The following is a 21,112-nucleotide window of genomic DNA, read 5'->3' on the forward strand; positions in this document are numbered from 1 at the left end:
TTATTTTTTCCCTCCATCCGATTCTAAATTGACCTTAGGATTGACCACTTTATAAAGCACATCAACTACTAAATTAACAAGCACAAAGATAAACGCAATGAAAATAACAGTACCTTGTACGACTACAAAGTCACGTTTATCAATGGCATCTACAATTAATCGACCCATACCAGGCCAACTAAAAATCGTTTCTGTTAATACCGCCCCGCCCAGTAAATTAGAAATTTGCATTCCTAGCACCGTTAAAATCGGTGTTAGGGCATTTTTAAATGCGTGTTTACCAATCACTAAATATTCTTTAATACCTTTAGACCGAGCTGTTTTAATATAATCTTGCGAAATAACCTCTAACATACTTGAACGGGTAATCCGTGCAAATGTCGCCATTGGAATTGTTGCTAAAGCAAATGCTGGCAAAATTAAATGCTTCAAATAGGTCCATAGGCCATCGCTGATATTCCCCATCCCAGTCGCAGGAAACCAACCAAGGTTAACACTAAAGAATAAAACAAGCATGATGCCCAACCAGAAAATTGGCATGGATACACCAACTAATGACACAAGCATAACAACATAATCAATCATTGTATTTTGCTTTCTCGCTGCAAATATTCCTGCTGGAATACCAATCACGACTGCTATTAACAATGCTGCCAATGCCAGTATCACTGTGTTAGGGAACCTTTCGAGAATAAGCCCGATGACAGACTCACTATAAGAATAGGAATATCCTAAATTTAACTGTGCTAGATCTCCTACATATGAAATAAATTGCGAAGGCATGGATTTATTTAATCCTAGCTCTTCTCTTAAATTCTCTACATCTTCTACACTAGCTTGTGGTCCAAGCATGACTGAAGCCGGGTCACCAGGAATCATTCGCGTAATAATAAAGACGATAATCCCTACTACTAGCAGTGTGGGGATGAGGTTAACTAACCTTTTTAAAATAAATGAGCCCATCTTAGCAAGACCTCCTTTTCATTATTAGAATCAGTGGTTCATATTGTGAATAACCACATACTACACCACTTAATAATTGTTTGTAAATATATTTTTTCTGAATCTTTGTAATTTTTTATTTACTTTCTGTTTACAAGTGTGCTAATTTTATTCTCGAACCTACCATTTTTGAATCAACGGTTCATATTGTGAAACAAAAACTAAGGAGGCTAGTGCATATGAAGAAATTAAACGTAAGAAAGTCTTTACTACTTCTCTTTTTAACTTTACTAATTGGTGTTTTAGCTGCTTGTGGTGGGAACAATGAAAAAAGTACTTCAACAGATGAAAAAGACGGAGAAGCTACTTCAGGCGGCACATTAAATGTCGGTCTGTCAGCCAATGCCAAAACATTTGACCCTATCAAATACACGGGGGTTTATGAATCACAGGTAATGCGTCAAATGGGTGATACGTTAGTTGTTTATAACAAAGATCTATCCGATATCATCCCTTCATTAGCAACAGAATGGAATGTTTCAGAGGATATGTTAGTTTACACGTTCAAATTACGCGAAGGTGTAAAATTCCAAAAAGGTCAATATCAAGATGGCCGTGAAATGACAGCTGAAGATGTGAAATACTCTTTAGAACGCTCTGCCAAAGAATCCGCTATGAATCGTTTAAGTGGTGTGACAGAGGTGAAAGTGCTATCTGATTATGAAGTAGAGGTTCACTTAGCCACACCGAATGCTGCCCTACTTGCTATGCTAACGGATGCAGGGAATATCATTATTCCAAAAGAAGAGATTGAAGGCTGGGGCGATAATTTTTCTGAACACTTTATTGGTACAGGTCCATTCCAATTAACAGAGTGGAAAAAAGATCAAGAGGTAAAATTAGTTCGTCACGAAAATTATTGGGGTGATAAGCCGAATATCGATAACTTAACAATGAAGTTTATCTCCGATCAAAATATGATGACGAATGCATTACGTTCTGGAGATATTGATATCGCCATGGATGTCAAAGGCCAAAACCGTGAAATCATCAACCAAGATAGCAACCTTGAGCTTTTAACAAATCCAGGTCTATCCATTGTTTACCTTGATCTTAATAACAAAGTAGGTCCGACTGCTGACAAACGCGTTCGTGAAGCTATTTATATGGCAACAAATGTAGAGGAAATCATTTCTGGCGTTAACCAATGGGGTGGCGGTGATGTTTCATACTTACCATTACCACCTGGTTCATGGGGGTATGATAAATCGTTAGTTGATTTAGTACCAAAATATAATCCAGAAGAAGCAAAAAAATTACTAGCTGATGCAGGCTATCCTGATGGCTTCAAGACAGACATTTTCGTATCAGAAGCACGTGTTCCTTACGCAACGATTTTCCAAAGTCAGTTAAAGAAAAACTTAAACATTGATGTGGAAATTAAAGTGCTTGAATGGGGTACTTACAGTGATACTGTCGCAAAGGGTAATGCGCCAATGAATATTGGTGGCTGGACTTGGTATCCAGATCCATATTTCTTCCTTTATCAGTTATTCCATACAAATCAAATTGGTGCGTTAGGAAATGGTAAAGGTTACAGCAACCCAGAAGTGGATAAATTATTAGAGCGTGCCGTATCTGAAACAGTGGTGCAAGAAGAGCGTGCAAAATTATACCAAGAAGCATTAAAGCTGATTTTAGCTGATGTGCCACGTATTGAATTAGAGGCGACACAAACGGTTGCAGGTGTAAACAAAAAAGTACAGGGCTTTGAGGTTTCTGCTGATAACTCCGTACAAATTGTACATCCGAATGGTACAAACGTATCCATTACTAAATAATTAAACTGGAAAAGTGGAGATGATCGTCTCCGCTTTTCTCTTCATAAGGAGAGATCTGATCCAATGACTCGATATATAAATGGACTTGTTTTTAATTCCGAGACTCGTAGCTTTACTAAACAATCGTTTCAAGTACAAGGGCAATACTTTGAATCCGCTACTAGCCTAGCCGAAACAGAATTGGATTTAGATGGCTACTATATTACACCTGGCTTTATCGATAGCTGTTCACAAATCGGTTTAGCCGAAATAGGAATTCGTTGGGAGGGTGATGATAGCTATGAATTTGATTCACATCTGCAATATTCTGTAGTTGATGGTATTTATCCATTTGATACTGCATTTCAAAAAGCCATATCTCATGGGGTGACAGCCTCTCATATTGTTCCCTCTCCTAAAAGCTTGATCGGTGCAAAAACGGCTATTATTCATCATACACATACAACCGTTGATGAAATGGTCATTTCAAAAGATGTGGCGTATTCCTTCTCTATTGGACATCAGGCAAAAAGTACATTTTTCGCTGAAAAGAAAAAACCACTCACTCGCATGGGCATCGCCAAAATTTTAAGAGAAACATTACAACAAATTCAGCGGCAAGAACCGTCGATTAAAAAAATCGTTATTCGAGCACACAAAGCCGTTGATCTTGAATTCATTAGCCGCCTTCAACAAGAATTTGCTTCGATCTTTGATTTTCATATTATCCATGGCACTGAAGTTCCGCTCCTTCAGGAGACATCCTTCAATACAATTATTGCTGGTCCAACATTTCGATATATCGAGCATAATGAGATGATGGCGCTATCACCAAAACTGTATAACCAGCTGTCCAAACACAATATTCCATTTGTTTTTTGTACAGATCATCCTGTTAGTAGCACCTCTCATCTAACGTTAGAAGGTTGTTTGGCTGTAAGAGAAGGTATGACACGTCAGGACGTGCTATATGCTCTAACAACAGGAGCTGCAAATTTCCTTGGTATCGCCCACAAAACAGGCGCTATTTGTAATGGTCTTTTTGCTGATTTTGTGATTTGGGATAAGCATCCATTAGATTTAGATGCACAGGTTGTCGCAACCTATATTAAAGGAACAAAAGTTTATGCACGGGAAGAAGGGTTTACACAATGATTATTTATCATCATGCAAAGTTTCTTACAGTCAATGAACAAAACGATACTTGTGAGCAGTTATGGATCGAAGATGGGCGTATTGTCTATATTGGTCCAGCGAAAGAAATCCCCCCACAAGCAGAGCTAGTTGATCTACAGGGAGCTTATGTCACACCAGGGTTAATTGATATTCATGCCCATGTTGGAACGTGGGCTGAAGTTACTGAAGACATTAATGATGCCAATGAATATAGCGAACCCTTTACACCTCTTATGCACGCTTTAGATAGTGTAGATATCCGACACTTTTCCTTTCAACATGCGTTAGAAGGTGGCGTAACCACTGTACAAACCGGTCCAGGTAGTGCCAATGTCATTGGTGGCATTTGGAGTATTCTTAAAACAGCAGGACCTACCCTTGCCTCTCGAGTTTTAGTAGAACGAAGTGGTTTAAAGGGCGCCCTAGGGGAAAATCCGAAAAACGTCTTTGGCAATCAGTATAAACGCAAGCCAATGACTCGCATGGCCATTGCACAGCTTTTACGGGATGGTTTCCAACGTGCCAGTCAACTCAATGAACAACAACGAGCAGAACAAATTAAACAAAATGCTGAGTTACGCCCATTTATTGAGGTACTTCGAGGCGACATGCCCCTTCGCCTTCACTGTCATAGAGCAGATGACATTATGACAGCTATAAGAATTGCCAAAGAATTTAATGTGCAGCTTCATTTAGAGCATTGCACAGAAGGCTATCTCATTGTCGATGCCGTTAAAAATAGTGGGTTTCATGCAACGCTTGGCCCTTATATGTTAACACCATCTAAATATGAAACGCGTCATTCTACTCCAGCAATTGCAGCCATTTTTAAAGAGCATAATATTCCGTTCGCCATCATGACAGATCATCCATTCGTACCAATTCAATACTTAAAATATTGTGCCACAGAAGCGATTCGTTATGGTTTAGATGAAGACACAGCCCTCAAAAGTATTACGATCAATGCAGCTAAGCTCGTACAGCTAGATCATCGCATTGGTAGTCTTGAGGAAGGCAAAGATGCTGATTTTGTTGTTTGGTCACATCCTATTTTTGAAACAGAAGCAAAGGTTTTACAAACTTATGTAAATGGACAAAAATATTACGAAGCGGAGTGAGCACAATGCAACATTCGAAAATTGCCGTTGTAACAATTGGTCAGGCACCACGCAAAGATATGGCAGAGGATATACAGCAATTAAGAGAAGCAGGTTTACATGTTCATGAATTCGGTGTACTGGATTCACTTTCCTTAGAGGAAATTGCTACCCTTTCTCCTTCTCGTGAAGATACTGATGTGTTAGTGACACTTCTTACCAATGGTCAACAAGTAAAGCTCAGTAAACAAAAGCTTATGCCCTATATTCAGAGATGCATTGATGATCTACATGAATTCACTTGGATACTACTTATGTGTACAGGAGATTTTTCGAATAAATTATCCTATAAAAATCTTTTACTGCCTGATCGTATGATGACGAATTTAGTGAAAGGGTTACATACAGAATTAGCCATTGGTTTAATAGGTCCTGAACCAGAACAACAACGAACAGTTGCAGAGAAATGGCAAAAAGCACAGTTCGATGTAACCTTTTCAGCTAGCTCCCCATACCACTTTGATCAGCAACATTTATTGGCAAATGCACAACGATTAGAAGAGCGAGGAGCGGATTTGCTTATCCTTGATTGTATGGGCTATTCCACAACGATGAAAAACATGATTAAAGATCAACTCACTATCCCCATCATCGTCCCTCGAGAGGCGGTTTTTACAATTTTAAAAGCCATTTGTTAATAGAAGAAAAGGTCACTTCTGAATTAGTGACCTTTTCCCTTATTCGCTAGACACGTTTATTAAAATAAGGAAGCTGCTCAACGAATGCCTTCGTATCATCATCCCCATATTCATGAACAAGTGCATAGATTTTCATTAATCTTTTATCTATTTCATCATTTTCCCTATCTAGGTGATACTGTATATACGGTAACTGTGCACGCCATGCATTCGAAATTTCCAACAGCTGCATTTGCTGAAAGATCCTCTCAAAAACATCTAATGCTTGTCGATCTACATTCAGTTCAAAATTCCATGGTCCTGCATATGGATTTGTATAATAAGTTCTATTGGCAAGTGAAAAATATACGCGCTGACGATCCATCTTTATGATTCACTCCTTTTTCCATAGTATGGAGTGATAGGTGTTGTTTTATTCGCTTTTATGTCAAACTTCCTTCACAATTAATAGGACCAGATAATTTATAATAGGTATGATGAATAAAGAACGGAGTGAATACTATGAGTTTAACTACGCTCTTAATAGTCGCAGTTATCATCGTTATCTTTATCACCCTTGCGACGATTATCAGTGTCAACCGTGCCTATGCCTTTAAACATACTGTTGATGAAAAACCGAAGCAAAGCTATCATCAAGAGGAGAATTAATTATCATTACTTGAATTTGGAGTGAAAGCAATGGGCGTACCTTTACCAATTATCATTATGATTGCCATGATGATGCTAATGTTTGGCGTTTCCGTCATTATCATTATGAAGAAAAAAAATAATATCTTTACACAAACAATTGATCCAAAGCCTGAACAAATCACAGCTCAGCAAAAGGAAGAGCAGCGATGAAATACCCCTTTATTTGGCTCATTCGGTTTTATAGAAAATTCATTTCACCTATGACGCCACCGACTTGTCGTTTTCATCCTACCTGTTCTTCTTATGGCCTCGAAGCTTTTCAAAAGCACGGTGCATTCAAAGGCTTCCTTTTAACGATTACACGTATATCCAAATGCCATCCATTTCATCCTGGTGGCTTTGATCCTGTGCCTGAAAAATGGCCTTCGAAAAAGAATTAATTTTCGCAGGGCATTTTTTTCTTGTACTTTTTTAAGTTGTGCGTTATCATAATAACTGTTCTAAAAAATAAATCGTAATGATTACTATTTAAGAGAGGTATCTTATTATATGAAAAAACTGTATTTAGTATTGCTAGTCGCAGTTCTTGCTTTATTTACTGCCGCCTGTGGAGGTGGAGACAAATCGTCCACAGCCCAAAAGACTGAGGAAAAAGATAAGTTAAGTATTTATACAACGGTTTATCCGTTAAGCTATTTTGCACAGCGCATTGGTGGCGATTATGTTGAAGTATCTTCTATTTATCCAGCTGGTGCAAATGAACATACCTTCGAGCCAACACAAAAAGATATGATGAAATTAGCAGATGCTGATATCTTTTTCTATATTGGATTAGGACTTGAAGGCTTTGTAGAAAACGCTAAAAAAACATTAGAGAACGAAGATGTTACAATGGTGGCAACTGCTGATGAAGTTTCAGATGAAAAATTAGCTGTCAGCACAGGGCATGTGCATGCGGAAGATGAAGAACATGAAGCAGACACACATGACGAGCATGAGCACGGTGCCACAGAGGAAGAGCATGAGCACGAACATGAAGGTGAAGAGCATGGACATGACGAGCATGAGCATGGCGATATCGACCCACATGTTTGGTTATCTCCTACAATTAGTCAAGATTTAGCACTGGCTATTAAAAACACATTAGTTGAAAAAATGCCGGCGCAGGAGGCAACTTTTAACACAAATTATGATGCATTAGTAAAAGAGTTACAGGATTTAGATCAAGATTTTAAAGCAATGACTGACAAAGCACAAAATAAAACATTCTTTGTATCACATGCTGCATTTGGCTATATTGCAGGTCAATACGGCTTAACTCAAGTGCCGATTGCTGGCTTGAATTCACAAAATGAGCCATCCCAAAAGGAATTAACAAAGATTGTAGACAAAGCAAATGAATTGCATATTCACTATATTTTATTTGAACAAAATGTCTCTTCAAAATTAGCAGAGGTTATTCAAAAAGAAGTAGGTGCAGAATCTCTTGTCTTGCATAATTTAAGTGTATTAACAGCTGATGATGAAAAAAATGAGGAAACCTATTTCACATTGATGCAAAAAAATATTCAAACATTAGAAAAAGCTTTAAGCGTTCAATAATATGAGTAAGGAGGTGCCCCGCAATGGATGGGACACCTCCTTTATTATGACATATTTTTCTTGTGGCATTCGTTTCTCCGCTCGATAAAAAGACGCTAGCCACTTTGTTGTTTTTTGCTTAGTCATATGCTTCGCTTTTGGCTGAATTGCAACATAGGCCGTTATACTACTTTCTACTAGCATCGGTGCCCATTCAATAAAGTCAAACTGAACTAAAGTGTCTTGCTTATTGTTTTTTTGTGTAACAAGCTTCATCGGCTGTTCCACTAATTGTTGTACTGCTAACCTATTTTCGCCAATAATTGATAATCCCATATTTTGATTGAAACGATGTTGTATTGGCATTGCTAAACTTTGTCTTTTCGTTTCTTCCTGCAATTCCGTATATTTCTCGCTTGTTGCAGCAGGGAAGCTTGCATAGTCCCAGGTATGATCTTGTGCTAATTGGCGATCCGACACTAAAAAATATTGATAGCGAACTTCCCCTTTCCGATCTGGCAAAGGGTCATCCCATGTCACATCAATATGATACCAAGCATGATCAAGCTTCACTAATACCCAGGCATGTAGCTGTTCTCCTACTTTTCCAGGTACATATTGTACCTCAAAGCCCAGCATTTCTAACATTCGATATAACACTAAAGCATATGCCTGGCAGACGCCCTTATTCTCCGTTAATAATGTATAAGGAGAATATTGACTTCCTTCTGTTTCCTTGGAGTATTCCGCAGATAAGACAATAAAATCATGTGCAGCCTGTAGTTTTTCTACGTCACTTAATCCATGCATAGGCGCAATAATATTCGCCAAGGTTTGCTCTACAAATACCGCCTCCGTTTGTGATAGATGGTACGTAAATGCAAATGCAATGACAATATTATTGCTATACCCTTCGTACTTCCATTGGAAACTTGAAATATTAGTATAAATATAAGAGTTTTCAATCGCATTTTTAGTAATTTCCGTTAGTTCATCTTTTATCTCGGCTATATCACCAGTATAACGAATCGAGAATTCGGACGATAGTTGCATAACTTCTTTATTAATGAGAGATTGTAGTGTTTCAATTGTATGAGCTGTTGCTACATCTTCTTTTTCATAGTTTGCAAATACTTGCACATGACTCATTTGTAGAACAAATAATATAATGACAACATTATATATATATTTCCTCATATGAGTCATTCTCCTTTACTAAATAGTTTATGCCTCTCTTTTTTTATTATGTTAATAAATGATTAATTTCATGCTAAAAGTTCAAATAAAAAAGAAGCCTTCCTTTGTAAGAAGACTTCTTTCACAAGATTTTTATTGTAATAATTTTCGTCTCAGTAATTTATCCGCGCCATTGCGTGGAAGACTGTCTGTGATAATCATTTCTTTAGGTACTTTATATTTAGCAAGTTTCTGTATACAAAAGGCTTGTAATTGCTCAACAGATACCTGCTCATTTAACACGATAAATGCAATAGGTACCTGTCCCCATTGCTCATCAGGCATACCACATACACCCGCTTCTTTGACTGCTGGATGTGTGAGTAGCACATTTTCTATTTCTGCAGGATAAATATTTTCTCCTCCAGAAATAATTAAATCTGCCCTTCGATCAATGACAAATAAGTAACCTTCCTCATCTAAATAACCAATATCTCCAGTATGAAGCCAGCCAGCCATCGTTGCATTTTTTTGTGCAAAACGTCCAATATAGCCAGGTGTGACATGAGGACCTCGAATGCAAATTTCCCCTTCACCTTTAGCATTTGGCTCAGCAATCTTTATTTGATTAAAAAATAAAGGCTTTCCAGCAGAACCAATTTTCCGCATAGCGTCTTCACTTGCCAATGTGGCTGTTTGTGAGGAGGTTTCTGTCATCCCATATGTTTGTGCGACAGCTAAATTTAACGCATGCGCTCTCGCTAAGTAATCCACGGGTACAGGCCCACCTCCAGCTAGCATCAGCTTAAAATGAGGTGAAGCTTTCGCATTGCATTGCTCTAGTGTATGTAGAATACGTTCCAAGGTCACCGCTACAACAGACATATGGGTAACATCCCCATCCATAATATTTTGCGCGATAGCTTCCACATCAAATTGATCATATAAAACGACTTGATTGCCATATAGCAGCGACCGCACTAATATGGAAAATCCACTAATATGAAATAAAGGTACAGCACATAACCAAACATCCTGAGCCTGCAGCCCAATATTTAAAACGGAGGCAGTCGCACTAGCCTGATGATTTCCAACCGTTTGGCGAACACCTTTTGGAAAGCCCGTTGTACCCGAAGTATACATAATCGTTGTTGTTTGATGAAGAGGCCATTCCTTGGCTATCTCTAGTGCACCCTCTGCCCCTTCTTCAATCGCTGAAAATAAATGATAGGCTGTTTCAGATGGCAGCTTTTCTACATCCTCATCTGCAATCAACACTGCCACAGCCTCTGAATCCTCTAGCTGATAAGCCAGCTCTTCCTGTGATAGTCTGCGATTAAGCATCACCATCTCACATTGCAAATGCATGCAGGCATACATCATGATCACAAGCGCAGGCTTACTTGGCCCCATGATCGCAATTCGATCACCCTGTTGAATACCGAGTGCCACTAATTGTCGAGCACGTTTTATCGATTCATCATTTAATTCTTGAAAAGTCCAGCTTCGCTTTTTAAAAGTCAGTGCCTTGCGTAATGGTGTTAAATAAGCTCGTTGTAAAATCCAATTAGGATACATCTTTGTCACTCCAATCACCCTACATCTTAACGCTTTCCTGTCTAGTTTGTCTATTAATCCACGGGGTATCTACCACTTTAGTGTGTCTATCTATCACCCTTATTACAAGTCACTCTATCCTTCACATATTAACGTGCTATCCCCTACTTTTAGCTTTCTAACCAACACTTTTATTACAACCCTACTCTATCCTTTACATTTTAACGTGCTATCCCCTACTTTGAGCTTTTTAACCACCTCTTAACTACTTCTAACCACTTCTTTTAACTTTCTATCCAACACTCTTATTACAAGTCCTACCCTATCCTTCACATTTCAGATGCTATCCGCTACTTTTAGCTTTTTAACCACCTCTTAACTGCTTCTAACCGCTTCTTTTAATTTTCTATCCTCCATTCTTATTACAACCCTACCCTATCCTTCACATTTCAGATGCTTCCGCTACTTTGAGCTTTTTAACCACCTCTTAGCTGCTTCTAACCGCTACTTTTAGCTTTCTATCCAACACTCTTATTACAACCCTACTCTATCCTTCACATTTCAGATGCTATCCGCTACTTTGAGCATTTTAACCACTGCTTAGCCGCTTCTATCCGCAACTTTTAGCTTTCTATCCACCAATCCTCCTCCAGCACATACAAAAAGCTCGTATCTCCAAAAAGATACGAGCTTTACACCCTTTACTAATCAAGGGAATCTTGGGAATTGACCGAAATCTGGTTGACGTTTTTCTTTGAATGCGTCGCGACCTTCTTTTGCTTCATCAGTTGTGTAGTAAAGAAGTGTAGCGTCACCAGCCATTTGTTGAAGACCTGCTAAACCGTCTGTATCTGCATTCATCGCTGCTTTTAAGAAGCGTAGTGCAGTTGGTGACATTTGAAGCATTTCTTCACACCATTGAACTGTTTCATCTTCCAATTGCGCATAAGGCACAACTGTATTGACTAAGCCCATATCAAGTGCTTGTTGTGCATCGTATTGACGGCAAAGGTACCAAATTTCGCGTGCCTTTTTATGACCAATAATACGAGCAAGATAGCCTGAGCCATAACCAGCATCGAATGAACCTACTTTTGGTCCAGTTTGTCCAAAGCGAGCATTGTCCGCAGCAATTGTTAAGTCACAGACAACATGTAAAACATGTCCTCCACCAATTGCATAGCCTGCAACCATTGCCACTACAGGTTTTGGAATCACACGGATTAAACGTTGTAAATCAAGAACGTTTAGACGTGGGATTTCATCATCCCCTACGTAGCCACCGTGACCGCGAACTTTTTGGTCTCCGCCTGAGCAGAAAGCATGTTCACCTTCACCAGTTAGAATAATAACACCGATATTTTTATCATCGCGTGCACGTGAGAATGCGTCAATCATTTCCATAACCGTTTTTGGGCGGAATGCATTACGCACTTCTGGACGGTTAATCGTAATTTTTGCGATACCGTTATAGAACTCATACTTAATGTCTTCATAAGTATGTAGTGTAGTCCATTGACGTGTCATTGAATTGCCTCCTATAGCATTAAATTCGTCTCGTTTCTAGCGAGGCGCTAACGTAATCGTTATATTACGTTAAATACTCCTCTACTATTGTAGCAAACTCAGCGGGATTTTCCACATGAATTGCATGTCCAGCGTCATTTACTGTTAAATGCTTAACAGTATTTAAGAGCGCTTTCATTTCTAGTGCAATTTTACAAAATTTCTCATCCAATGCCCCGGTAATTAACAGGACAGGCATTTCTAGTTGCGCCAGTCTATCCCAGTTTGAAGGTTGAACTCCTGTCCCAATACCTCTCAAGCTTCCTGCGAGTCCCTCTTCTTTCTGTGAAAGCCTTTCGACTCGAATGGCTTCTCTTACACTTTTAGATAGACGTTGCTGTGAAGCAAAAAGCGGTATGTTTTCCCATGCATTGACAAATGACCGTATACCATTTGTCATTATTTTTTGTGCCAGTGCTTCATCTCGCTTACAACGTTCATTTTGCTCTTCGATTGTTCGTAAGCCAGGAGAAGCACTTTCTAAAATGAGCTGATGAATGCGACCTGGATACGTAATGGCATAGGATAAAGCGATTCTTCCACCCATCGAATAGCCTAACAGCGTAAATTTCTCTAAACTGAGTTGGCAAAATAGTTCTTCTAAATCCTGTAATTGCTCCTCCATAGAAAAACGCTGTACGTGCTGTGGAATAGCTGTTTGACCATGCCCAATTAAATCAATGGCAATAACACGAACATGAGGAAGAGCTTGTGCTAGACTATGCCATGTTGCCGTACTACCTGTAAATCCATGCAACGCAACGAGCGTGTGTTCACCATTTTCATTCCATATGTCAACATGGGTTTCAAGCCCCCGAATCATCCATTTTGTCATGCTTTTAACTCCGCATTAATTCGATTCCAAAGTCCTCGATGTGCATTCACATTCTCGGTTCTATCTGTAAATATTTCAACCAACCGTAAAGAACGTTTCTTACTTGTTGAAAATTTCTCGGAAAGCTCGTCAATTGATTCCACACGTACATAGTCCATATCATACATATGGGCAATATCACGGAATTCAAGGGCTGTTGGTGTGCCAAATAAATCCTCATAATGATCTTCAACAGTTGACTGTGGTAAGTAAGAAAAAATACCTCCACCATCATTATTCATCACAATAATCGTTAAGTTACATTCCTGATATCTGGAAGCAATCAGTCCATTGACATCATGTAAAAAGGCTAGATCACCAATCAGTAAATAACTTTCTCGATTATTTCCTTGACTGAAACCGATAGCTGTTGATACTACCCCATCGATTCCGTTCGTGCCTCGATTGGCAAAAACACGTAGATCTTTCGGTGTAGCCAATAAAAATGTATCGATATCACGTACTGGCATACTACTGCTAACGAAAATATCACTACCGTCAGGAATCATTTTGAGTAAACGACTGACTATGGCTCCTTCATCTTTTTCTACCTCTGAGTATTGCTCAATATGCATTGTAGCGAGCTGATTCGCTTTTTGCCATTCAGCTAAGTAGGTTTCCTCAATAGCTGTTTCAGTAATCGCTAATTCTGTCAGCCACTGATCGATATTCGCATGAATAAAATGCGTAGATACGCCCGTAGCATCTCTAAACATAGGGTCTTCATCAATAATCACATAGGCATTGGGCTGTGTTTTTGTTATGAATTGCATAATAAATTTCGAAACAGGCTGTGCTCCTATTCGGATTACTGTATCTGGTTGCACCAGTGCTTTGAAGTCATCACTCTTCATAATGGCATCATAGGTTGTCACGATATATGGTAAACAATCCTCTGGTACGGATGTACGCATATTCGATAAACTTTCCACAATGACAGGCCACTTCAGCTGACGCATAAATTGCCAAACAATGGATAAATCTGTACCAAGAGCTAACTCACCAATAATCATAAAGCCTCTTTTAGTTGATTGTAGAATAGAGGAAAGTTCCTGCTGATCAGTAGTCGTAGGGGTTAATTGTCCCATACTGCTGTGCTTAAACGTCACTGCTGGTAGATCCTGCTGTAAATCAATTAATAAAGGCTCACGGAAAGGTACATTGATATGTACTGGTCCAAAAGGTGCACTCGTTGCAATGGCTACCGCACGAGCAAGATGACGCTCAATAAAAGGCAATGTTGGTTCTGCACCATCTGCTAACGGAAAATCAACACTCCATTTCACATGTGAACCATATAAATTAGGTTGATTGATAGCCTGCGGAGCGCCTACCTCACGTAATTCATGTGGGCGATCAGCTGTTATGATAATCAATGGTACTCGTGCATAGCTTGCCTCCACAATTGCAGGAAAATAATTTGCTGCCGCAGTACCAGATGTACATAAGAGAACTACTGGTTTAGCAGTTGCCTTAGCCAGCCCTAGCGCAAAGAACGCAGCTGAGCGTTCATCTACCTGCCGATACATTTTTACCTGTTTAGTGGAAGCAACCGCATAAGCAAGCGGTGTTGAACGTGAGCCTGGGCTGGCGACAACATTTTCTACACCAGCCTGCACTAGCGATGCGACCATTTTATAAACATAATCTGTTAGTATTTTTCGTTCACTCATGCAATTGTCCCCCTAGCGCACGAAGCATTGGACGGAATTTGACTAATGTTTCTTCATATTCAGATTGTGGTTCTGAATCTGCGACGATCCCACCGCCCGCATATAAATAAGCTTTATCACTTAGTAAGGCAGCTGAACGTATGGCAACTGCAAATTCACCGTTACCCTCTGCATCTAGCCAGCCTATTGGCGCAGCATACAGCCCTCGATTCATCGGCTCATATTTGCGAATGGCCGCCAATGCTTCTGTGCGTGGTACACCACCTAAAGCGGGTGTTGGATGTAATGATTTAGTCAGTTGTAGGATTGTTGCGTCCTGATTTAACTGACCTTCTATAGGTGTATATAAATGTTGAATATCCCGTATTTTTAATAAGCGTGGTCTATCTGGCACCGTCATGTCCATGCAATTTTTACGGAATGTATCCGCAATCATATCGACAACATACTGGTGTTCTCCGCCATTTTTAGGATCATTTAATAAACTTTGTCCATAAGCCTCATCTTCCTCAGCTGTTTTACCTCGTTTAATCGAGCCAGCAATACAAGAAGAAAATGCACGACCCTCTTCTACTTTCACAAGCCGTTCGGGTGATGCTCCAAAAAACAATAAATTTCTATGCTCTAAGCCGAATAAATAGCTTTCTGGTTGCTCATGAATAATTTGGGAAAGCACTTGTGGTGCAGTTACATACTCTTTAAATTGCAAAGCAAGCGAGCGTGCAATGACCACTTTATCTGCCTTTTTCTCCTTAATTAATGCCGTCACTTGATCAATTGAGGCTAGATAAGGTTCCTTATATGGCTCAAAATAACTTGTGATTTCAGGTTTTGTATACGTTTTCACTTCTTTAACCTGAGCCGCATGAATTAAATGATCTCGCTCTTTTCTTAGAGCTTCGAACTGCTCCTCAGCCTGCTGATCTTGTGTCAAAAGATGAATACTCACGTATGCTTTATCATCACGTATCACAAGCTGAAACGTTGCTAATGCAAAATAAGCCTCTGGGAAATCCGTCCATTCCCCATCCACATTATTTTGAGGATCAAATGTAAAGCCACCAAACAAAATAGGTTGTAGCTCTCTTTGACCTTTTAGACAGTTTTTCGTTAATTTTTTCCATTCCGCTTCTACAGCATCAAAGCGGTCATCTTTAGCGTTGTTTTGAATGGTATGAGCATGTCCTAGTCCAACTAATGTCATTGTTTTTTCTCTATTTTGCCAATAAAATCGTTCACCTTTATAACATTCTTCGCCTGCTGCATAGAACGCCAGTGCAGAAAGGCGACTTACTTCAATTGTTTCCATATAAAAATGAAGGCTTTGGCCCAAAGAGTCCACTTCTACTTCTGTGGCTTGGTACCACTTCTGTTGCATGAAAATTACCTCCGTTGTTGCAATGTACATAATGAATGATGGTTAAAACACATCATATTTTGGTCGACAACGCAGTTATTCGTACTGTTGCTAACCGCTCTTTTTTTATTTTCAGATCATAAATGCATGTTCTATTGTATCACTTTTTTTCATTAAACAGTATGTAATAAGCTGTGAACCTACCCATTTTCTCAATCTTCGTTTAAAATAAGAAGAGTCGACAACATTTGAAGGAGAGAAAGACCTTATGACCAAAGTCATTGAAGCTGATAGGGGTTTTAAAGTTTGGTGGCATTTAACACGTCCACATACTTTAACCGCTTCATTTGTTCCAGTATTCCTAGGAACAGCTATTGCCTTATCAATTGATAAAGAAACAATTGATTTTGGACTATTTTTTGCTATGCTTATTGCAAGTATGCTTATCCAAGCAGCAACGAATATGTTCAATGAATATTATGATTACAAATTAGGATTAGATAACGAGCATTCTGTTGGGATTGGCGGTACGATTGTCCGTCATGGTGTACAGCCAAAAACAATTATGATGATTGCATTAAGCTTTTATGCTATTGCCATGCTTCTTGGCATTTACATATGTGCCTCAACGTCTTGGTGGTTAGCAGCTGTCGGACTTGTTTGTATGCTTATTGGCTTCTTATATACAGGTGGACCGTACCCAATCGCCTATTCTCCATTTGGTGAAATTGTCTCTGGCGCAGTAATGGGTATGGGCATTGTATTAATTGCCTTTTATATTCAAACGCTTACAGTAACACTGGATGCTGTGTTGCTTTCTGTACCAAGCATGATTTTAGTCGGTGCCATTATGCTATCAAACAATATTCGTGATATTGTTGGTGATACAGAGGGCGGACGAAAGACCTTGGCTATTTTGGTAGGACGTGATAATGCAATTTCCGTGTTATCAGGCTTTTTTATCGTCTCCTATTTATGGGTGATCGCTCTTGTAGCAGTTGATGGTATTACATTTTGGGCTTTAATCATCTTCCTAAGTATTCCAAAACCATTACGTGCCATTCAAATTTTCCGAGACAAAAAAGAAGCCAAAGAGGTAATGCCTGCGATGAAATATACAGCGCAAACAAATACATTCTTTGGCTTCCTATTAGGAATCGGTTTATTATTTCATTATTTCTTTTATTAAAGATGCAGCAGCCTTAACGGGTTGCTGCTTTTTTTACATAGCGTCGGAAATTTAGACTTGCAATACCATACACTTCTTCATCTGAAAAACGTGTGCGTAATGCCTCTAGTAAATTTTGCGCTTCTCCTGCATGTGCTAAGCCACTAACAGTCCTATCAATCCCATCAAAATCGGAGCCTAACCCTATATGCTCTACACCTACTAGTTCCGCTAAATGCTCCACATGCTCCACTAAATGGTCTAGTGTTGCATCTTTTCCAATAAAGAGTGGGAAATAAACAACATGGATATGTCCTCCATGCTCTACAAGTGCCTTTGCCTGCGCATCTGTTAAATTGCGTGGATGGTCACATAGTGCACGTGCATTACTATGGCTTGCAATAATATGCTTCGCTAACGGCAAGACATCCCAAAAGCTTTGCTCATTTAGATGGGAGACATCAATAATCATATCGCGCTCATTTAATAATTGTATAACTTCTTTACCAAATGGCTTTAATCCAAGGGTTGCATCCTGTTCAGCACCATGAGCTACAGCATTTTCTTCATTCCACGTTAAACCTACTAATTTCACGCCCGCATCCAGTACAGCTGTTAGCTTCGTTAAATCTTCGCCAATGGCACTACAGCCCTCTAAGCTTAAAACAGCTCCTATTTCATGTGGAGCTAATTGGTCTAACTGTGCCCAATCTGTAATATGCACCATGCCCTCTGTTTGTAAAACATGAGTATGGAATGCTTCGATTTGACGCATGACCTCAAGAAATTGCAAATTTTGCGGGATTTTTGGGTCAATAAAGATGGCGAACACTTGAGTCTCTACTTGCCCTAATTGCAATCTTTTTTGATTGGCATGTATACGCACATCCTCAGCAAAATTCGCCGTTTCAAGAGTAGTTAATTTTAAAAGTGCATCACAGTGTAAATCAATGATCTTCATATCCTCACCTCTACAGTTATTATACTGCTTTCGTGAGGAAAAACTTACTAAATTTTATCTTGTGGTGTATCAGAAGAGCCAAATTCCTCAAGCTCAATGAAATCATCTGATTTTGGGGTTGAGGATAGCACATCTTCTTCCACTGGTCGTAAATTTTCTTCTTTCTGCTCTGCATGCTCCACGCAGGTCAGAGCTTTAGGCATAGCCTCTAAGCGTCCTAATGGAATCTCTTCACCGCAGACAACACATTTACCGTATGTTCCGTCTGCCATTGCTTGAAGGGCCTTTTTAATTTCCTCCACAGTGTCTTCACGATGCTCATCCATAGCCATTTCTGTCAACTGATCCGTTAAATCACTGGCATTATCAGCGGGGTGATTATCATAATTAGATAGCTCTGTCGCTTGAGGACGCTCAGATTCCTCAAGTCGCTGTTCTATTTCTTGTAATTCTTGCTCGAGTTGTCTTTTTAATTGTTGCATTACTTGTTGATCCACAAAAATCTCCTCCTCATGCTTTTATTTTTTCCTAATTTACGATTTCTAAAACATGTCAGCATAAGGAAGACCTATTTATTTACTTGTATAAGCTATAATGGCGTCATGTAAAAATTGCGCTGCTCCTGTTGCCCCTCGCTCATCATAATAAGCCGTAAAACGTTCATCAGCTATATACATTTGTGCCAGCCCAGCATGTGCCTCTTTGGAATATTCTTTCCACGTAAAACTCAGCCAACGTTTATGCAACTCTGCTACTTCCATCGCAATGTCACTTGTAGTATCTCCAAGCTCCATTGCTTCTGCTAAACGCTCAAACATTTGCTGCTCTAACTGTTGCATCGCCTGATATTGTTGCTCTGTCATATTCATAAGCTTAGCATTAGATGCATCCACTGTTTCATCCCCATATTTCTCACGGATTTCTTGGCCGTACTGCTTTTCGTTATCCTCGATTAACTTTTCTTTAAAACCTTTAAATTTTTCTTCATTTGACATTGGTTGTTCCTCCTCAATGGATTGTATTGTTTTTTCTACTGTCTGTAAGATTGTTTCCAACTGTTCCTTGCGTTGAAGCAACTCTGCTCTATGTGTTTTAAGCGCCTCGGCATGCTGAAAATTAGGTGCCTGAATAATAGCCTGAATCGTCACTAACTTCATGTCTAATGCGCGGTAAAATAAAATCTGCTGCAACATATCGACCTCCCATTGGCCATAAAATCGATAGCCCGCCTCATTGGTTCTTGCTGGTTTCAGCAACCCAATTTCATCGTAATAGCGCAATGTTCTTGTACTAATACCTGACAACTGAGCAAGCTCCTGAATGGTATATTCCATGTAATCACCTCCATTAATGCTACTGTAAGCTTTGACGCAACGTTAAGGTCAAGAGCAGAATGAAAAATTTTTTTATTCCATATACACCCTTCGAATTAATATAATTCCATAAATACCTATAAAGCTATATTTTCAAGCCGATATGAATAGTAAATATTTCACAGGGGTGTGATAAGGTGAAGTGTCCTAATTGTCAGCATGAAAATCTTATAGACAGTAAATTTTGCTCGGATTGTGGTAATAAGCTCATAAATCCATCATTTCCAAAACAAGGTATCCCAACATGGGCAATTATCGTACTTTCAATCTGTTTTATTGCAATAGGCGGTCTAGGTTATGCATATTGGGATTTTTTTAATGATAAAAAGAGCTATACCACCGCTTACTCGGAAATTAACGATAATCAAAAGATAAATGCACAACAAGTTTCTTCAGAAGAACTCACCAAAAAACAAGAAGCTCATGCACAGCAGGTTGATCGTGTCACCCTTATAAAGGAAATACAACAAAAAGTCTTCACTGTCCTAACTAACAATAGTCAAGGCTCTGGCTTCCTATATAAAAAGGGTGGATATGTTATTACAAATGCTCATGTTATCCAAGGTGAAGTTGATGTAATGATTCGTAATGTAAATGGTCAAGAATCTCCAGGTACTGTTATCGGTATATCTGATCACTATGATATTGCTTTAATAAAGGTGCCTAACTACCAAGACACAGAGCCATTAGGCATGGAGACTGCAGAATCACCTATAGGTCTAGAAGTCATTGCATTTGGTAGTCCACAAGGTTTTGAAAATTCGGCTTCTATTGGCTATATAACAGGTAATAAACGTGATATGAAACTTGAAAATTTTATTTATAAGCAAATTTATCAGGTAGATGCACAAATTGATAAAGGTAGCAGCGGTGGCCCATTAGTTGATGTTAATACAGGCAAAGTAATTGGAATTAACTCACTACTTTATACAACTGATACAAGTACTAACTTTGCCTTTTCCATTCCCCTTTATAGTATGCTTGATCAATTTGATGGATGGATTGCTAAACCACTTTCTGCAAATGAGGTTCGGGCTATTGCGAATGTTTATGAAGGTAGTCAACAATCTACTATTGAAACAAAACCCACCAACGAAACAGACGCCTTACTAGCAGGTCAATTCGTGCAAGCATTCCGTCTCTATTATGAAATGGCACTCAATGATGGTGATTTTTATTGGATAGCTGATATGCTTTCACCTGGCAGTACAGCATATCAAGAATTGGAGAAATACATTAATGAGATTGCCTACCAGGGTCATTACTTCTATTTTACAAACAATGATGTGCTAGATGTACAATACTCAAATGGTCAATATTATGTTGACATGAATGAAACTTTTGATTTTTATGATGCACAAGGTAATTACCAATTCTATGATCGCTATAAAACTTATACAGTTATTACGGATGATTATGGTGCTTATAAAATTGCCAACATTAAGATACACCAATAAAACCTT

Annotated in this window: 21 protein-coding genes; 10 read left to right on the forward strand and 11 right to left on the reverse strand. The window is 39.0% G+C overall.

All coding sequences use genetic code 11. The features are described from left to right. On the reverse strand, positions 1-963 hold the full coding sequence (locus MHB65_RS18620) for an ABC transporter permease (RefSeq protein ID WP_205445124.1): 963 nt from the start codon (positions 961-963) through the stop codon (positions 1-3). A 218-nt stretch (positions 964-1,181) separates the two neighbouring features. Here MHB65_RS18620 and MHB65_RS18625 point away from each other — a divergent pair, with 218 nt between their 5' ends. The 4 genes from MHB65_RS18625 (at position 1,182) to MHB65_RS18640 (ending at position 5,733) form a co-directional block, all read left to right on the forward strand. After that, the gene (locus MHB65_RS18625) at positions 1,182-2,783 is read left to right on the forward strand and encodes an ABC transporter substrate-binding protein (protein ID WP_342441337.1); all 1,602 of its coding nucleotides are present in this window, start codon (positions 1,182-1,184) and stop codon (positions 2,781-2,783) included. Between the two features lie 63 nt (positions 2,784-2,846). Continuing rightward, the gene (locus MHB65_RS18630; protein WP_342441338.1) at positions 2,847-3,917 is read left to right on the forward strand and encodes an amidohydrolase family protein; all 1,071 of its coding nucleotides are present in this window, start codon (positions 2,847-2,849) and stop codon (positions 3,915-3,917) included. After that, complete coding sequence (locus MHB65_RS18635) at positions 3,914-5,056, forward strand: amidohydrolase (protein ID WP_205445128.1); 1,143 nt, start codon at positions 3,914-3,916, stop codon at positions 5,054-5,056. Before MHB65_RS18630 ends, MHB65_RS18635 begins: the two co-directional genes overlap by 4 nt. A gap of 5 nt (positions 5,057-5,061) precedes the next feature. Next, entirely contained in the window at positions 5,062-5,733 is a 672-nt protein-coding gene (locus tag MHB65_RS18640) for an AroM family protein (RefSeq protein WP_342441339.1), read from the forward strand. A gap of 46 nt (positions 5,734-5,779) precedes the next feature. Here the strand turns inward: MHB65_RS18640 and MHB65_RS18645 are convergent, their stop codons facing one another. Continuing rightward, on the reverse strand, positions 5,780-6,097 hold the full coding sequence (locus tag MHB65_RS18645; RefSeq protein WP_016992524.1) for a hypothetical protein: 318 nt from the start codon (positions 6,095-6,097) through the stop codon (positions 5,780-5,782). Positions 6,098-6,234: 137 nt separating this feature from the next. Between MHB65_RS18645 and ytzI the strand changes: the two genes are divergently transcribed. The 4 genes from ytzI (at position 6,235) to MHB65_RS18665 (ending at position 7,965) form a co-directional block, all read left to right on the forward strand. Further along, positions 6,235-6,381, forward strand: coding sequence for a YtzI protein (gene ytzI / locus MHB65_RS18650; RefSeq protein WP_205445131.1), 147 nt, complete (start codon positions 6,235-6,237; stop codon positions 6,379-6,381). A gap of 30 nt (positions 6,382-6,411) precedes the next feature. Further along, positions 6,412-6,573: a hypothetical protein gene (locus MHB65_RS18655; protein ID WP_342441340.1), complete on the forward strand. Its 162-nt coding sequence runs from the start codon at positions 6,412-6,414 to the stop codon at positions 6,571-6,573. Then, the gene (gene yidD / locus MHB65_RS18660; RefSeq protein WP_205445135.1) at positions 6,570-6,803 is read left to right on the forward strand and encodes a membrane protein insertion efficiency factor YidD; all 234 of its coding nucleotides are present in this window, start codon (positions 6,570-6,572) and stop codon (positions 6,801-6,803) included. Before MHB65_RS18655 ends, yidD begins: the two co-directional genes overlap by 4 nt. Before the next feature lie 109 nt (positions 6,804-6,912). After that, the gene (locus MHB65_RS18665) at positions 6,913-7,965 is read left to right on the forward strand and encodes a zinc ABC transporter substrate-binding protein (protein ID WP_342441341.1); all 1,053 of its coding nucleotides are present in this window, start codon (positions 6,913-6,915) and stop codon (positions 7,963-7,965) included. Here the strand turns inward: MHB65_RS18665 and MHB65_RS18670 are convergent. The 6 genes from MHB65_RS18670 to MHB65_RS18695 form a co-directional block, all read right to left on the reverse strand. Then, positions 7,951-9,141 (reverse strand): transglutaminase domain-containing protein, encoded by a 1,191-nt coding sequence (locus MHB65_RS18670; RefSeq protein ID WP_342441342.1) that lies wholly within the window; start codon positions 9,139-9,141, stop codon positions 7,951-7,953. The two genes, MHB65_RS18665 and MHB65_RS18670, sit on opposite strands and share 15 nt — an antisense overlap. Positions 9,142-9,273: 132 nt before the next feature. Continuing rightward, positions 9,274-10,698: an o-succinylbenzoate--CoA ligase gene (locus tag MHB65_RS18675; protein ID WP_342443769.1), complete on the reverse strand. Its 1,425-nt coding sequence runs from the start codon at positions 10,696-10,698 to the stop codon at positions 9,274-9,276. A gap of 687 nt (positions 10,699-11,385) precedes the next feature. After that, positions 11,386-12,204 carry a 1,4-dihydroxy-2-naphthoyl-CoA synthase gene (menB, locus tag MHB65_RS18680; RefSeq protein WP_205445140.1) on the reverse strand — a complete coding sequence of 273 codons (819 nt, stop codon included), beginning with the start codon at positions 12,202-12,204 and terminating at the stop codon, positions 11,386-11,388. Positions 12,205-12,268: 64 nt separating this feature from the next. Further along, complete coding sequence (gene menH / locus MHB65_RS18685; RefSeq protein WP_342441343.1) at positions 12,269-13,078, reverse strand: 2-succinyl-6-hydroxy-2,4-cyclohexadiene-1-carboxylate synthase; 810 nt, start codon at positions 13,076-13,078, stop codon at positions 12,269-12,271. After that, positions 13,075-14,790: a 2-succinyl-5-enolpyruvyl-6-hydroxy-3-cyclohexene-1-carboxylic-acid synthase gene (menD, locus tag MHB65_RS18690; protein WP_342441344.1), complete on the reverse strand. Its 1,716-nt coding sequence runs from the start codon at positions 14,788-14,790 to the stop codon at positions 13,075-13,077. Before menD ends, menH begins: the two co-directional genes overlap by 4 nt. Beyond that, positions 14,783-16,168: an isochorismate synthase gene (locus MHB65_RS18695; protein WP_342441345.1), complete on the reverse strand. Its 1,386-nt coding sequence runs from the start codon at positions 16,166-16,168 to the stop codon at positions 14,783-14,785. Before MHB65_RS18695 ends, menD begins: the two co-directional genes overlap by 8 nt. A gap of 247 nt (positions 16,169-16,415) precedes the next feature. Between MHB65_RS18695 and MHB65_RS18700 the strand changes: the two genes are divergently transcribed. Continuing rightward, positions 16,416-17,336: a 1,4-dihydroxy-2-naphthoate polyprenyltransferase gene (locus MHB65_RS18700; RefSeq protein ID WP_205445146.1), complete on the forward strand. Its 921-nt coding sequence runs from the start codon at positions 16,416-16,418 to the stop codon at positions 17,334-17,336. A gap of 13 nt (positions 17,337-17,349) precedes the next feature. Here the strand turns inward: MHB65_RS18700 and MHB65_RS18705 are convergent, their stop codons facing one another. The 3 genes from MHB65_RS18705 to MHB65_RS18715 all read right to left on the reverse strand — a co-directional run bounded on the left by MHB65_RS18705 (position 17,350) and on the right by MHB65_RS18715 (position 19,610). Further along, on the reverse strand, positions 17,350-18,276 hold the full coding sequence (locus tag MHB65_RS18705; RefSeq protein ID WP_342441346.1) for a dipeptidase: 927 nt from the start codon (positions 18,274-18,276) through the stop codon (positions 17,350-17,352). Between the two features lie 47 nt (positions 18,277-18,323). Then, positions 18,324-18,773: a TraR/DksA C4-type zinc finger protein gene (locus MHB65_RS18710; RefSeq protein ID WP_342441347.1), complete on the reverse strand. Its 450-nt coding sequence runs from the start codon at positions 18,771-18,773 to the stop codon at positions 18,324-18,326. Positions 18,774-18,848: 75 nt separating this feature from the next. Then, a complete protein-coding gene (locus MHB65_RS18715; protein ID WP_342441348.1) occupies positions 18,849-19,610 on the reverse strand; it encodes a MerR family transcriptional regulator in 762 nt (253 codons plus the stop codon). Between the two features lie 176 nt (positions 19,611-19,786). On the opposite strand from MHB65_RS18715, the gene MHB65_RS18720 reads away from it, so the two are divergent. Continuing rightward, the gene (locus MHB65_RS18720; protein WP_342441349.1) at positions 19,787-21,106 is read left to right on the forward strand and encodes a trypsin-like peptidase domain-containing protein; all 1,320 of its coding nucleotides are present in this window, start codon (positions 19,787-19,789) and stop codon (positions 21,104-21,106) included. The last annotated feature ends 6 nt before the right edge of the window (positions 21,107-21,112 follow it).

This window comes from Lysinibacillus sp. FSL K6-0075, from assembly GCF_038592945.1.
GTDB lineage: Bacteria > Bacillota > Bacilli > Bacillales_A > Planococcaceae > Lysinibacillus > Lysinibacillus fusiformis_F.